Source organism: Massilia sp. HP4 (assembly GCF_005222695.1).
In the GTDB taxonomy this organism is placed as follows: domain Bacteria; phylum Pseudomonadota; class Gammaproteobacteria; order Burkholderiales; family Burkholderiaceae_D; genus Telluria.
Window position 1 is genome coordinate 207,696 of record NZ_STGG01000012.1, and the last position, 11,950, is coordinate 219,645.

At 69.6% G+C, this 11,950-nt stretch carries 11 protein-coding genes; 2 read left to right on the forward strand and 9 right to left on the reverse strand.

The window, feature by feature from the left end; all coding sequences use genetic code 11:
• The first annotated feature begins 11 nt into the window (after window positions 1-11).
• Both E8M83_RS06360 and E8M83_RS06365 read left to right on the forward strand, forming a co-directional pair.
• A complete protein-coding gene (locus E8M83_RS06360; protein ID WP_137172522.1) occupies window positions 12-824 on the forward strand; it encodes a family 16 glycosylhydrolase in 813 nt (270 codons plus the stop codon).
• Between the two features lie 224 nt (window positions 825-1,048).
• A complete protein-coding gene (locus E8M83_RS06365; RefSeq protein ID WP_137172523.1) occupies window positions 1,049-2,140 on the forward strand; it encodes an NADH:flavin oxidoreductase/NADH oxidase in 1,092 nt (363 codons plus the stop codon).
• On the opposite strand, the gene E8M83_RS06370 is transcribed toward E8M83_RS06365, so the two are convergent.
• From E8M83_RS06370 to E8M83_RS06410, 9 genes are read right to left on the reverse strand one after another with little or no spacing between them, the layout of a single operon-like run.
• Window positions 2,131-3,213 carry a LytR C-terminal domain-containing protein gene (locus E8M83_RS06370; RefSeq protein WP_137172524.1) on the reverse strand — a complete coding sequence of 361 codons (1,083 nt, stop codon included), beginning with the start codon at window positions 3,211-3,213 and terminating at the stop codon, window positions 2,131-2,133. The two genes, E8M83_RS06365 and E8M83_RS06370, sit on opposite strands and share 10 nt — an antisense overlap.
• A gap of 13 nt (window positions 3,214-3,226) precedes the next feature.
• Complete coding sequence (locus E8M83_RS06375) at window positions 3,227-4,162, reverse strand: type II secretion system F family protein (RefSeq protein ID WP_137172525.1); 936 nt, start codon at window positions 4,160-4,162, stop codon at window positions 3,227-3,229.
• Between the two features lie 7 nt (window positions 4,163-4,169).
• Window positions 4,170-5,162, reverse strand: a complete 993-nt coding sequence (locus E8M83_RS06380; RefSeq protein WP_137172526.1) for a type II secretion system F family protein — start codon at window positions 5,160-5,162, stop codon at window positions 4,170-4,172.
• Window positions 5,163-5,185: 23 nt separating this feature from the next.
• Window positions 5,186-6,538 carry a CpaF family protein gene (locus E8M83_RS06385; RefSeq protein WP_137172527.1) on the reverse strand — a complete coding sequence of 451 codons (1,353 nt, stop codon included), beginning with the start codon at window positions 6,536-6,538 and terminating at the stop codon, window positions 5,186-5,188.
• A gap of 23 nt (window positions 6,539-6,561) precedes the next feature.
• The gene (locus E8M83_RS06390) at window positions 6,562-7,737 is read right to left on the reverse strand and encodes an AAA family ATPase (RefSeq protein ID WP_137172528.1); all 1,176 of its coding nucleotides are present in this window, start codon (window positions 7,735-7,737) and stop codon (window positions 6,562-6,564) included.
• Between the two features lie 52 nt (window positions 7,738-7,789).
• The gene (locus E8M83_RS06395; RefSeq protein WP_137172529.1) at window positions 7,790-8,056 is read right to left on the reverse strand and encodes a hypothetical protein; all 267 of its coding nucleotides are present in this window, start codon (window positions 8,054-8,056) and stop codon (window positions 7,790-7,792) included.
• A gap of 11 nt (window positions 8,057-8,067) precedes the next feature.
• The gene (locus E8M83_RS06400) at window positions 8,068-9,573 is read right to left on the reverse strand and encodes a type II and III secretion system protein family protein (RefSeq protein ID WP_170976712.1); all 1,506 of its coding nucleotides are present in this window, start codon (window positions 9,571-9,573) and stop codon (window positions 8,068-8,070) included.
• Between the two features lie 18 nt (window positions 9,574-9,591).
• Window positions 9,592-10,440, reverse strand: a complete 849-nt coding sequence (gene cpaB / locus E8M83_RS06405) for a Flp pilus assembly protein CpaB (RefSeq protein ID WP_137172531.1) — start codon at window positions 10,438-10,440, stop codon at window positions 9,592-9,594.
• Window positions 10,437-11,870: an ATP-binding protein gene (locus E8M83_RS06410; protein ID WP_137172532.1), complete on the reverse strand. Its 1,434-nt coding sequence runs from the start codon at window positions 11,868-11,870 to the stop codon at window positions 10,437-10,439. The genes cpaB and E8M83_RS06410 overlap by 4 nt, the downstream gene beginning before the upstream one ends.
• Between the last annotated feature and the right edge of the window lie 80 nt (window positions 11,871-11,950).

Here is an 11,950-nt window from a genome sequence, read left to right on the forward strand (position 1 = left end):
CAAGGAGACGCATGAAAACCCTGAGCAAACTGGCTGCGCTGCTCGCGCTGGCCGTCAGTGCCGGCTGCGCCACGCAGCCTGCCGCCACCACCTCCGCCACCCTGCCCGGCTGGGCCCTCGACTGGAGCGACGAATTCGACGGCGCGGCGCTGGACCGCAGCAAGTGGGTCACCGAGACGGGCGGCCATGGCTGGGGCAACAACGAGATGCAGTTCTATACCGGCCGGCCCGAGAACGTGCGCGTGGAAGGCGGCCACTTGGTGATCGAAGCGCGCAAGGAAGCCTGGGAAGGCAAGGACTACACCTCGGCGCGACTCAAGACGGCCGGACTCAAGGAGACGCAGTACGGCCGCTACGAGGCGCGCATCAAGGTGCCGAAGGGCCAGGGCATCTGGCCGGCGTTCTGGATGCTGGGCGCGAATATCGGCCAGGTCGGCTGGCCCAAGAGCGGCGAGATCGACATCATGGAAATCATCGGCAAGGAGCCGGCCAATGCCTACGGCACCCTGCACGGGCCGGGCTACTCGGGCGAGCATGCGTTCAGCAAGCCGATCGCGCTCAATGGCGCGGAATACGGCGACGACTTCCATGTGTTCGCCGTCGAATGGGAGCCCAAGCAGATCCGCTGGTATCGCGACGGCATCCACTACCATACCGCCACACCCGGGACGGTCAAGGGCGAGTGGGTGTTCGAGCATCCCTTCTTTGTGCTGCTCAACCTGGCCGTGGGCGGCTACTGGCCGGGCTATCCGGATGCGAGCACGCCGTTCCCGCGCCAGATGCTGGTCGATTACGTGCGCGTGTATCGCAAGGCCGCGCCCTGACGGCCTGGAAGGCAGGCGGCGGCCAGGATTCTGGCCGCCGCCTGCAGACAATCCGCATCGGTGCGAGAATACGGCCAGGCACGCAACCCTGATACAGGGTGCATGCCAGGACCGATTCGACAACATCCCGACCTTCTTCCCACAGCGACCATGGACATCCGAGCGGCCACGCCGCCCGGTGCGCCACTGTCGTCGCCGTTCGAAGCATCACCTGGAAAGCACCAATGACCGCATTATTCACGCCCTTCACCCTCAAATCCCTTACCCTGCGCAACCGCATCGCGGTGCCGCCGATGTGCCAGTACAGCGCCGTCGACGGCGTCACCAATGACTGGCACCGCGCCCACTACGCCTCGATCGCCCGCGGCGGCGCCGGCCTCGTGATCGTCGAAGCCACGGCCGTGACGCCGGAAGGCCGCATCACCCCGGGCTGCGCCGGCCTGTGGAACGAGGAACAGGTGGCCGGCATGGCCGCCATCGCGGCCGGGATCAAGGCCGCCGGCGCCGTGGCAGGCATCCAGATCGGCCACGCCGGCCGCAAGGCTAGCGCCAACCGTCCGTGGGACGGCAATGCGCATATCCCGAACGAGGCGCCGGACGGCTGGCAGACCATCGCGCCATCGGCCCTGGCCTTCGGCGGCGACCTGCCGAAAGTGCCGCACGCGATGACCCTGGACGACATCGCGCGCGTGCGCCAGGGCTTCGTCGACGCCGCGCGGCGCGCCCTGGCGGCCGGCTTCGAATGGCTCGAACTGCACTTCGCCCACGGCTACCTGGCCCAGTCCTTCCTGTCGCCGCATTCGAACCGCCGCGACGACCAGTACGGCGGCGACCTCGATGGCCGCGGACGCTTTTTGCTCGAGACCCTGGCCGCGGTGCGCGAAGTGTGGCCGCAACACCTGCCGCTGACCGCGCGCATGGGCGTGATCGAATTCGACGGCCGCGACGAAGAGACGCTGGCCGAATCGATCGAGCTGACGCGCCGCATGCGTGACGCCGGCCTCGACATGCTGAACGTAAGCGTCAACTTCACCGTCCCCGACGTCAAGATTCCCTGGGGTCCGGGCTTTTTGGCGCCGATCGCCCGCCGCGTCAGGAACGAAGCCGGCCTGCCGGTGGCATCGTCGTGGTATATCGGCGATCCGCAGGTGGCGAACCAGGCGGTGCTCGATGAGCAGGTGGACCTGGTGATGGTCGGCCGCGAACACCTGGCCGATCCGCACTACGCCTTCCGCGCCGCCAAGGAGCTGGGCGTGGAGAATCCCTTCGCCATCCTGCCGCCGCAATACGGCTGGTGGCTGGAACGCTACCGGTAAGCCAGCTGTTGCGGCCGGCCCGCGGCCGGCTGCAGGCGCAGCGCAGTGCCGTGGCGCGCCAGGTCGCGGCCCAGCACCAGGCGCAGGTTGGCCGGAGCGCGCGCGCCGACTTCCTGCAAGTGGGCGCTGCCCAGGCGCTGCGCCAGCCTGCGCGCGGCGTCGAGATAAGCCGCCTCGTATTCGATGCGGGTGTGGCGCACCGCGAAGCCCGGCTCGTTCGACAGGCGCGTCACCCGCACGCCGGGTTCATCGATCCGCTGCGCCAGCGCGCGCGCCATGCCGGTCACGCCATTGCCGTTGCGGATCTCGAGGCGCACGATCTCGGGCATTCCCGGCTGCGGCTGCGGCTGCGGCTGCGGCTGCGGCTGCGCTGCCTGTGCTTCCTGCATGGACGGCGTGCGCCGCAATTCCATCATGCCCTCCCCGCCAACGACGATCCAGGCCTGGGCCCAGTCGGGTTGGGCCTGCGGCGTCGGCGTCGCCAGGGCCTGGTCGAGCCTCGCAACCCCGGTGCGGCCGCCGGTCACGGCGGCGAAATCGGCGCGCAGGTCGTGGCCGCGCAGGGTCGCCGCCTGGCGCTGCATCTGGCGCGCGCGTTCTTCCTGTCCCAGGGCAGCCAGGGCGTCGCCCAGCAGCTGCCATGAACGCGGATTGAGCGGGTCGAGCAGGCAAGCGCCCTCCAGCACCGCCCGTGCTTCGTCATGCTCGCCATTGAGCAGCAGGGCCTGGCCCAGGTTGCCCAGCAGGTAGGCCTTGCCCGGCCCCGCGTCCAGCCCGATGCCGGCGGCCAGGTCGCGCCAGATGGCGATCGCCGGCGTCAATTCCCCGGCGGTGGCGTGCAGGGTCGCCATCCCGTTGCGGGCGCCAGGATGGCCGGGGGCGAGCCGCAGCACTGCCTCGTAGGCGGCGCGCGCCGCATCCGGCTGATGGGCCAGGTGTTGCGTGCGGCCAGCAAGATAGGTTTGTTCGGCCTGGGCGCCGGTATCGTGGGCGGTGCGCCAGCCGAACGGGGAACACGCCACTAGGCCCGCGCACAGCAGCGCCAGCCGGGTCAACCTGAGGGTGCGTCGCATGGTAAAGCTCCTTTCAGCGCCCGATGGGCAAGGCGCCCAGGGTGCGCGAGATCTGGATCGCGGCCGGGCCGAGCAAGACCATCAGCAAGGTCGGGAAGATGCAGAAGATCAGCGGGAACAGCAGCTTGAGGCCGATCTTGGCCGCGGTCTCCTCGGCCACCATGCGCCGCTTGTGGCGCAGGTTCTCGGCATGCACGCGCAGCGAGTCGCCGACGCTGGTGCCGAAACGCTCGGACTGGATCAGCATCGCGACCAGGGTGTCGACGTCGTCCACGCCCGAGCGCAGCGCGAAATTGCGCAGCGCCTTCTCCTTGCTGAAGCCGGCGCGCATTTCCATCAGCACCAGCTGCAGTTCCTGCGCCAGCACCACGCTCTTGATGTGGATCTCGGCGGCCACCTTGACCAGCGCCCGCTCCAGGCTCAGGCCGGCCTCGACGCACACGGTCAAGAGGTCGAGCGCATCGGGAATCGTCTCGAAGATCTCGCGCCGGCGCCGCTTGACCAGCCGCTCGAGCACCGCGTTCGGCGCGTAATAGCCGAAGGCGGCGGCCAGCAGCAGGATGCCCAGCACCTTGCCGCCATCCAGGCCGTGGCCGTACAGCACCAGGAACGGCGCGCACAGGGCCGGCGCCAGCAGCGCCAGCGCGGTCTTGGAAGCGAAGTACAGGGTCGGCGCCGACGGATGGCGCCAGCCGGCGTTCATGAAGCGGGTGCGCAGCGTCGATTTTTCCCAGCCTTCGTCGGGAATCGACAGCCTGGTGAGGGGCCGGGCGACGCTGGCGACGCGCTCGATCCAGCGCACGCCGGGCTCTTGTCCGTCGCGCTGGCCGAGGAAGCGGCGCAGCCGCTCGCGCAGGGCCAGCGGCGCGAACAGGACCAGCGCGACCCAGGCCAGCAGGCAGACGACGCCGAACACGACCAGCAGGAAGATGAATTGGGAAAAAGTCATGGCGGCCTCACACGCGGATACGGATGGTCTTGCGCAGCCACACCACGCCGAACAAGATCATGCCCAGGCCATACCACAGCAGGCGCACGCCGGATGGATCCTTCCACAGCATGCTCACATAGGCCGGGCTGCTGAACAGCATCACGCCCATCACGCCGAACGGCAGCAGGCCCAGGATCCAGGCCGACATGCGCCCCTCGGCCGACAGCACCCGCACGTGCGCCACCAGCTTCAGGCGGGCGCGGATGATCTGGCTGATATTGCCGAGGATTTCGGCCAGGTTGCCGCCCGACTCGCGCTGGATCAGCACTGCGATGATCAGGTAGCGCAGGTCGGTCAGCGGGATGCGCTCGGCCAGGCCGTGCAGGGCTTCGTTCATCGGCACCCCGTAGTTGATTTCCTCGCGCGTGATGCGGAATTCGCCGGCCAGCGGCTCGGGCAGCTCGTTGCCGACGATTTGCAGCACATTGGTGAACGAGTGGCCGGCGCGCAGCGCGCGCGCGATGAAGTCGGCCCCCTCGGGCAGCTGGTGCTCGATGCGCACCAGGCGCCGCATCCGCATGCGCAGCAGCAGCCACCACGGCAGGCCCAGGCCGACGGCACAGGCCAGCATGCGCGCCGGCAGCGGGACCTCGACCGCGCCCACCGCGCCGGACGTGAGCACCAGGGCCACGACCAGGCAGCCGAGCGAGGCGGCCAGGAACTGGCCGACCGACCAGGTGGCGCCGGCCTGCACCAGCAGCGCATCGATGCGCCGCGCCAGCCTGGAACGGTGCAGCAGGCGGTCCAGCGCCGGCATGCGGCTGTAGCGGCGCTGCTTGAGGATCGAGATCCGTTCGCCGCTGCGGCCCTGCAGGCCGCCGGACATGACCTGCAGGCGGCGCGCGATGCGGCGCGCCGCCGCGCCGTGGGTGCTCATCCACCACAGGTAGAAGCCCTCGACCGCCAAGATCACGGCCGCGAACACCAGCACCACGAAACCATAGAACAAGCCATCCATATGCGCGCTCCCGGTCGCCCAGTTCAGTCAAACCTGCGGTCGGGATCGAACGAATCGTCCGGTACCGGCACTCCGAACAGCCTGAGGCGGTCGGCGAAGCGCGGGCGCACGCCGGTGGCGCTGAACTGGCCCAGCACCTTGCCGTCGACGTCGACCCCGCGCTGCTCGAAGCGGAAGATCTCCTGCATCGAGATGATCTCGCCCTCCATGCCGGTGATTTCCTGCAGGCTGACCAGCTTGCGGGTGCCGTCGGTCAGGCGCGAGACCTGCACCACCACCGTCACCGCCGACACGATCTGCTGGCGGATCGCGCGCGGCGTCAGGTTCACCGCCGCCATGCTGACCATGTTCTCGAGCCGCGACAGCGCGTCGCGCGGCGTGTTCGAGTGGATCGTGGCCAGCGAGCCTTCGTGGCCGGTGTTCATCGCCTGCAGCATGTCGAGCGCTTCCGGGCCGCGCACCTCGCCCAGGATGATGCGGTCGGGCCGCATGCGCAGCGCGTTGCGCACCAGCGCGCGCTGCGGCACCTCGCCCTTGCCCTCGATATTGGGCGGGCGCGTCTCGAGGCGCACCACGTGCGGCTGGCGCAGCTGCAGCTCGGCCGCGTCCTCGATCGTCACCACCCGCTCGCAGGCCGGGATGAAGCCCGAGATCAGGTTGAGCAGGGTGGTCTTGCCGCTGCCGGTGCCGCCCGAGATCAGGATGTTCACCTTGGCCGTGCCCAGCCCTTCCAGCACCCGGATCATGGGCGCGGTCATGCTCTTGTACTCGAGCAGGTTCTGCACCGTCAGCGGGCTGCCGCCGAAGCGGCGGATCGACAGGATCGGCCCGTCGACCGCCAGCGGCGGGATGATCGCGTTCACGCGCGAGCCGTCCGGCAGGCGGGCGTCGACCATCGGGCTCGACTCGTCGACCCGGCGGCCCACGCGCGAGACGATCTTTTCGATGATCTTCATCAGGTGGGCGTTGTCGTGGAAGGCGATCTCGGTCAGCTCGAGCCGGCCGCGGCGCTCGACGTAGACCTTGTTGAAGGTATTGACCAGGATGTCCGAGATCGAGGGGTCGGCCAGCAACGGCTCGAGCGGGCCGAAGCCCAGCATCTCGTGCTGGATGTCGAGCACCAGGTGGTGCCGCTCGTGCTGGTTCAGGACGATGCGCTCGTCCTCGATGATGCGCTGGACCAGCAGCGCCAGCTCGTGCTTGAACTGCTCGGCGGTCAGGCGCTTCAGGCGCTCCAGGTCGATCCGGTCGAGGATCATCTGGTGCATCAGCTTCTTGAGTTCCTGGTAGGCCTGGTTCGGCACATCCTGCAGCTCGATGTCGCTGCCATTGATGCGTTCCTGGCCGCTGAGCGCAAGTCGTTCGCGAAGGGACATGGGCTGCTCCAACGTGGGTTGGCTTAGTAATCGGCTTCCTGGCGCCCGAACAGGCGATCCAGCAGGCCGCGGCTTTCCTGGACCCGGTGCGCGGTCACCAGCTCGACCATCTCGGCCAGGCTGCGCGCGGCCCAGCTCGAGCGCGACAGCTGCAGCACCGGCACGCCCTGGTTCACCGAATCGGTCACCGCGACGTAGTCATTGGGGAAGGTATGCACCACTTCGCAGCCGAGCGCCGCGTGCAGGTCTTGCAGGCGCAGCTTGCCGCCCTTTTCGTAGCGGTTGACGATCAGCCGGATATTGTCCAGCACGTAGCCGAGCGAGCGGAAGATGTCGAGCAGGCGCCGCGCGTCGCGGATGTCGGGCAGCGCCAGCTGCAGCACCGGATAGATGGTATCGGTCACGTCCAGCGCGCGCAGCGATACCGCGTCGATCTGGCGCCCGACGTCGAGCAGCACATAGTCGTAGTTCTGGCGCGCCACGCGCAGGATGGTATCGATGTGTTCCGGCTTGGCCTCTTTCGCGTGGCCGGGGTCGTCGGCCGCGGCCAGCACGCCGAAACCCGGCGTGACGTGCACCAGGCACGATTCGAGGAACGGCGCGTCCACGCGCGCGATCTGGGCGCACACATCCGACATCGTCATGGCCGGCTTCTGGTCCGACACGTACAGGGCGGCGTCGCCGAACTGGCCGTGCAGGTCGATCAGCAACACCTTCTTGCCGGCCAGCGTCGCCAGCGCATAGCCGAAATTGGCAGAGATGAAGGTGGCGCCGCTGCCGCCCTTGCAGGCGATGAAGGCCAGCACCTTGCCTTCGCGCAGGCTCGACACGCCGGCGGCGGCGGCGATCCGGTCCATCGCTTCGTGGAAGGCGCGGTGCACCAGCGGCAGCTGCAGCAATTCGCGCACGCCAGCGCGCATCGCGGTGATCAACAGCTCGGGTTGGTGCTGGTTGGTCAGCAGCATCAGCTGCGAACCCGGATACTGGCGGCCCAGGCGCTCGAGCAGGCCAGCCTCAAGCGGCTCCAGGCCGCTGGCGTCGACGATCACCAGTTGCGGGGCGTCCGGCTCCGGACGGTCGAGCGCCTCGCGCAGGCTGGCGCGGGTTGCGGCCAGGTGCAGCGGCGGCAGGCGCGCGGCGCCCTGCGAGGCCAGTTCCGCGTACAGATGGCTGTCGCGGCTGATCAGGAGCGCTCTCATGGCATCCCCCGGCAGCCGATGCGCGCCTGCAGCCCGGCTGCACGCGCGGCCATCACTGGTCCACCATCGCGGCCGGCTGGCCCTCGGGCCTGACGAACGAGCGCTGGTAGTTGTCGATGGCAGAGCGCGCGGCGCGCCCGTCGAGGCCCAGGGCGGGGTTGCGGCTGGCGCCGGCGGCCGGGTCGAGCACCTGGGCCGCCAGGTTGCCGCGGGTAGCGGCGCCGAAATGGCTGTCCCAGTCGGGCGTGGTCGAGACGCATCCCGGCGCGCCGCAGGCGAGCAGCGCCAGCGCCGCCCATTGTGTGAATGTGGTTCGCATCGCTGTTTCCCCTATTGGAGTTCGAAGCTACCGGATACCGTGCCGGCGGTCGCGGGCGGTACGGCGGCCGGCTGCGCCGCATTGGACGGTGCGCCTTCCAGCCGCCCGCCCAGCATCACCCCGGCGCGCGACGGCATGACGTGGCCGTCGGTGGGCAGCGCGTGGCTGCCGCCCGGCAGAGGCTTGACCAGGCGCGCCGTGATCACGAACACCAGCTCGGTGCGGTCCTGCTGGTAGTCGGTGCTGCGAAACAGCGCGCCCAGCACCGGCACTTCGCCCAGGCCCGGCAAGCCTTTCAGGTTGGCGACCAGGTTGTTGCGCACCAGGCCGCCGATCGCGAAGCTCTGGCCGTCATGCAGCTGCACCGTGGTGCTGGCGCGGCGCGTGGTCACCAGCGGCATGATGGCGGTGCCGTTGATGCCATTGGCGCTGATGCCGATCCCTTCGCGCGACAGCTCGGACACCTCGGGCGCCACCTTCAGGTTGATGCGCCCGCCCGACAGCACGGTCGGGGTGAAGCGCACGCCGACCCCGAATTCCTTTTCTTCCAGGGTCACGCGGTCATCGTCCTGCGATACCGGGATGTAGAACTTGCCGCCTGCCAGGAACGAGCCTTCCTGGCCGCTGATGGCCAGCACGTTCGGCTCGGCCAGGATGCGCACCAGGCCATCGAGCTTGTCGGCCTCGATGCCGAAGCGGTTGCCGTTGGTCTTGATTCCCGACAGCCCGCCGCGCGCCAGGCCGGTGAGGAAATCGGTGGCCAGGGTGGTGGTCCAGCTGCCGGAACCGAAACTGAAGCGGGTGCCGGTCTCGAGCCGTTCGAGCAGGGTGCGCGAGACCTCGGCCACCTTGACCTCGAGCTGCACCTGCTGCGGCGCGCTCACGGACAGCAGGTTCACCACCCTGGCCCCGGCATTGCCCCCGCCGCCGGTGCTGCCGCTATTGCCATTCTTGCCGACCACGATCACGCCGTCGGTCTCGTTTTCCTTGTCGGCCGCCGGCAACTGGCGCAAGGGGCGGCGCACGTAGGCGCCGGCCAGTTCCACCGCGCGCAGCACGGCGCCGGCGTCGCTGACGGTGCCGCTCAGGATCAGGCTGTCGTTGGCCGCCATCACCCGGATGTCCTGCTCGTCCGGCATCGCCGCCTTGAGCGTGGCTTCCAGGCCGCTCGGGTCAATCGCGATCGTGATGTCGATCACGCTGCACAAGCCGCTGCGGCCCTGCACGATCATATTGGTGCTGCCGACATCGACGCCGGCGATGTACAGGGTGTCGGGGGCGACTAGCATGGCCTGCACCACGGCCGGATTGCCGACGCTGCGCCGGGCCACCTTCTCGGGCAGGCGCAGCATGGTCGACTTGCCCATCTGGAGCGCCATCGTGGCCGGCCGCGCGGCCTCGCCGCGGCAGCCCTGCTCGCCGACCGGCGCAGCGCTGGCGCTGGCGCTGGCGCTTGCGTTGCCCAGCAAAGTCCCAACAACGGCAACAGTGCGCAATATGATCGTGAGACGTTTCATGATCGATCCAGTCGGTGGTCAGAAGCATTCCTGCGACGCGTGCAGGCCGTTGATGACGCTGATGCAATCGCGCTTGGGCGGGGCCGGCGCGCGCGCCTGCTGCATGCGCGGTCGCGGCGGCGCGCGCACCACCGGCGCGGGCACGCGCGCGGCAAGCGCCGGCAGCAGGTTTTCCTTGGTCGCCCCCAGGGTCGCGGCGGCGGCCGGATCGACCTGGTTGCGCAGCGCCAGCGACAGGGTGCCGACGCTACGCGCCAGGTCCAGCTTTTCGGCCTCGCTCGGGGTGACCTCGAGCGTGACGGCATTGACCACCTTGGGCTTGGTCTCGTCGCGGCTGACTTCCTGGGCCACCGCCAGCACCAGGATCCGCTCCAGCACGATCTTCGAGATGCTCTGCTCGCGCGCCCGGGCCGCGTTCGGGTCGGGCACGGTCTCGGTGCTGACGATGATGTCGACGTAGTTGCCCGGCAGGGTAAAGCCGGCCACTCCGATCACGTCGTTGACGCGCACCGTGATCGCGCGCTTGCCCTCGGCGATCAGGGCCGACAGGCCGCCCAGCGTGCCGGCCGGGGCCAGCTTGGCTTCGCTGATCGGTTCGCCCGCCAGCAGGCTGCTTTTCAGGACCCGTCCGCCGAGCGGCGAGGGATCGGTGAAGGCGCCCTTGGGCACGCTGCCGGCCGGCCAGTCGGCCAGCTTGAACATCTCGGGCGCCAGGCGCTGGCCGATGTCGACGTCGGACCTGGCGACGACGATCCGGCCGGTGGTCGCGCCCGGGGCATTGAGCAGCCAACTTGCCGCCAGCGCCACCGCCAGCAGGCCGAGCACCACCGCCAGCGCCATCATGATCACGGCACGCTTGTTCTTCATCGCGCATCTCCCTGCCTGGTTTCCCGGTCGACCGCCGAAGAATGGGATGAAGGCAGCGCGGGCGGCAGGGCGCTGGCCCCGAACAGGCTGCTCCAGGCCTGCACCAGGCCGTCCACGTCGCAGCGCGGCGCGCGGCCGGCGAAGCCGGCGAAATCGGCGATCCGGCCCAGCAGCTCGTGCGGATAGGCTGCCAGCAGCGGACGCCGGGTGCGGCGATGCAGGTCGCCGACCAGGTAGTCGAGCGCGGGTTCGTCCAGTTCGATGCGGCGCAGCCGCGCCTGGCGCCGCAGCAGCGCGCGGTAGCTCGCTTCGGACAGCGGCCCGACCGCGATCCGGTAGCCGATGCGGCGCAGGCAGGCGTCGTCCAGCACCGATTCGGGCGCTAGGCTGGTGGCCAGCACCAGGTCGACATCGAACGGCAGCGCGTGACTGGGGCCGTGCGGCACCGTTACATGGTCCTGGCCCGCTTCCAGCGCGCCCAGCCAGCGGTGCAGCAGTTCGCCGGCCGGCACCCGCTGGCGCCCCAGGTCGTCCAGCACCAGCACGCCGTTATTGGCCACGATGTGGGGCGGCGCGCGCAGCACGCCGCTGGCGGCGTCCACGCGCAGGTCCAGCATGTCGCGCGCCAGCTCGGCGCCCACGTGCACCAGCGGCCGCTGCGACAGCAGCCAGCGCGCATCGCTGCTGCGGCGTTCTTCCATCCCGCGCATCTGCAGCGGCGACGGGTGCAGCGCCGGATCGTGCAGCTGGACGATCTCGTGGTTGACCAGCACCGCGTGCGGCACCGCGATCGGGTCCTGGCGCAGGCGCGCGAACTTGCGCGCCAAGGTCGTCTTGCCGCTGCCGGACGGGCCGTACAACAGCAGCGGCCGGCCCGAATACAGGGCCGCGCCGATCAGTTCGCGCAGCGGCGCTTCCAGGCCGTCGCCGTCGAGCACCGCCTCGAGTTCGGCGCGCGCCACGCGCGGCGCATCCGGCCGGCGCTGCGACTGGTGCGCCACCACCGCACGCCAGGCCGCCAGGGTCACCGGCGCCGGGCCGGCGTAGCGCGACTCGGCCAGATGTTCGGCGGCCGCACGCTGGCCGGCCACGGTCAGCTGGTAGTGCACGTCGATATCGGTCTCGCCCGACCAGGCGATTTCGGCCAGTTGCCCGGCGACCAGGCCCTGCAGCACTTCGCGCACCACGCTGACCGACAGCCGCAGGCGGCCGGTCAGCAGCGACAGCGGCGTCTTGCCGCCCGCATGCAGGACCTTGAGCACGAGCCCCGTCACCAGGCGCGGATCGAGCCCGGTGTCGCGCACGGTGCGCGGCTGGCGCGGCAGCACGGCGGCCACGTCGCCATCCGCGGCCGGCGCGCCGGCGCCAGGCACGCAGGCCAGCGCCTCGTGCCCGGCCGCAGCCGTGGTGGCCGACAACATTCCCATCATGAAGCCTCCTGCCCATGAAAGATGGTTCGGAAAACCTTGATTTGATTCTAACGAGCGGCCTCATCAGGCACTTGATACCT

What these genes read in the sequence shown, in the direction of transcription:
- E8M83_RS06385 (WP_137172527.1), bottom strand. Translation starts at nt 6,538, where the DNA reads ATGTCCCTTCGCGAACGACTTGCGCTCAGCGGCCAGGAACGCATCAAT.
- E8M83_RS06400 (WP_170976712.1), bottom strand. Translation starts at nt 9,573, where the DNA reads ATGAAACGTCTCACGATCATATTGCGCACTGTTGCCGTTGTTGGGACT.
- E8M83_RS06380 (WP_137172526.1), bottom strand. Translation starts at nt 5,162, where the DNA reads ATGGATGGCTTGTTCTATGGTTTCGTGGTGCTGGTGTTCGCGGCCGTG.
- E8M83_RS06395 (WP_137172529.1), bottom strand. Translation starts at nt 8,056, where the DNA reads ATGCGAACCACATTCACACAATGGGCGGCGCTGGCGCTGCTCGCCTGC.
- E8M83_RS06360 (WP_137172522.1), top strand. Translation starts at nt 12, where the DNA reads ATGAAAACCCTGAGCAAACTGGCTGCGCTGCTCGCGCTGGCCGTCAGT.
- E8M83_RS06365 (WP_137172523.1), top strand. Translation starts at nt 1,049, where the DNA reads ATGACCGCATTATTCACGCCCTTCACCCTCAAATCCCTTACCCTGCGC.
- cpaB (WP_137172531.1), bottom strand. Translation starts at nt 10,440, where the DNA reads ATGAAGAACAAGCGTGCCGTGATCATGATGGCGCTGGCGGTGGTGCTC.
- E8M83_RS06375 (WP_137172525.1), bottom strand. Translation starts at nt 4,162, where the DNA reads ATGACTTTTTCCCAATTCATCTTCCTGCTGGTCGTGTTCGGCGTCGTC.
- E8M83_RS06390 (WP_137172528.1), bottom strand. Translation starts at nt 7,737, where the DNA reads ATGAGAGCGCTCCTGATCAGCCGCGACAGCCATCTGTACGCGGAACTG.
- E8M83_RS06410 (WP_137172532.1), bottom strand. Translation starts at nt 11,870, where the DNA reads ATGATGGGAATGTTGTCGGCCACCACGGCTGCGGCCGGGCACGAGGCG.
- E8M83_RS06370 (WP_137172524.1), bottom strand. Translation starts at nt 3,213, where the DNA reads ATGCGACGCACCCTCAGGTTGACCCGGCTGGCGCTGCTGTGCGCGGGC.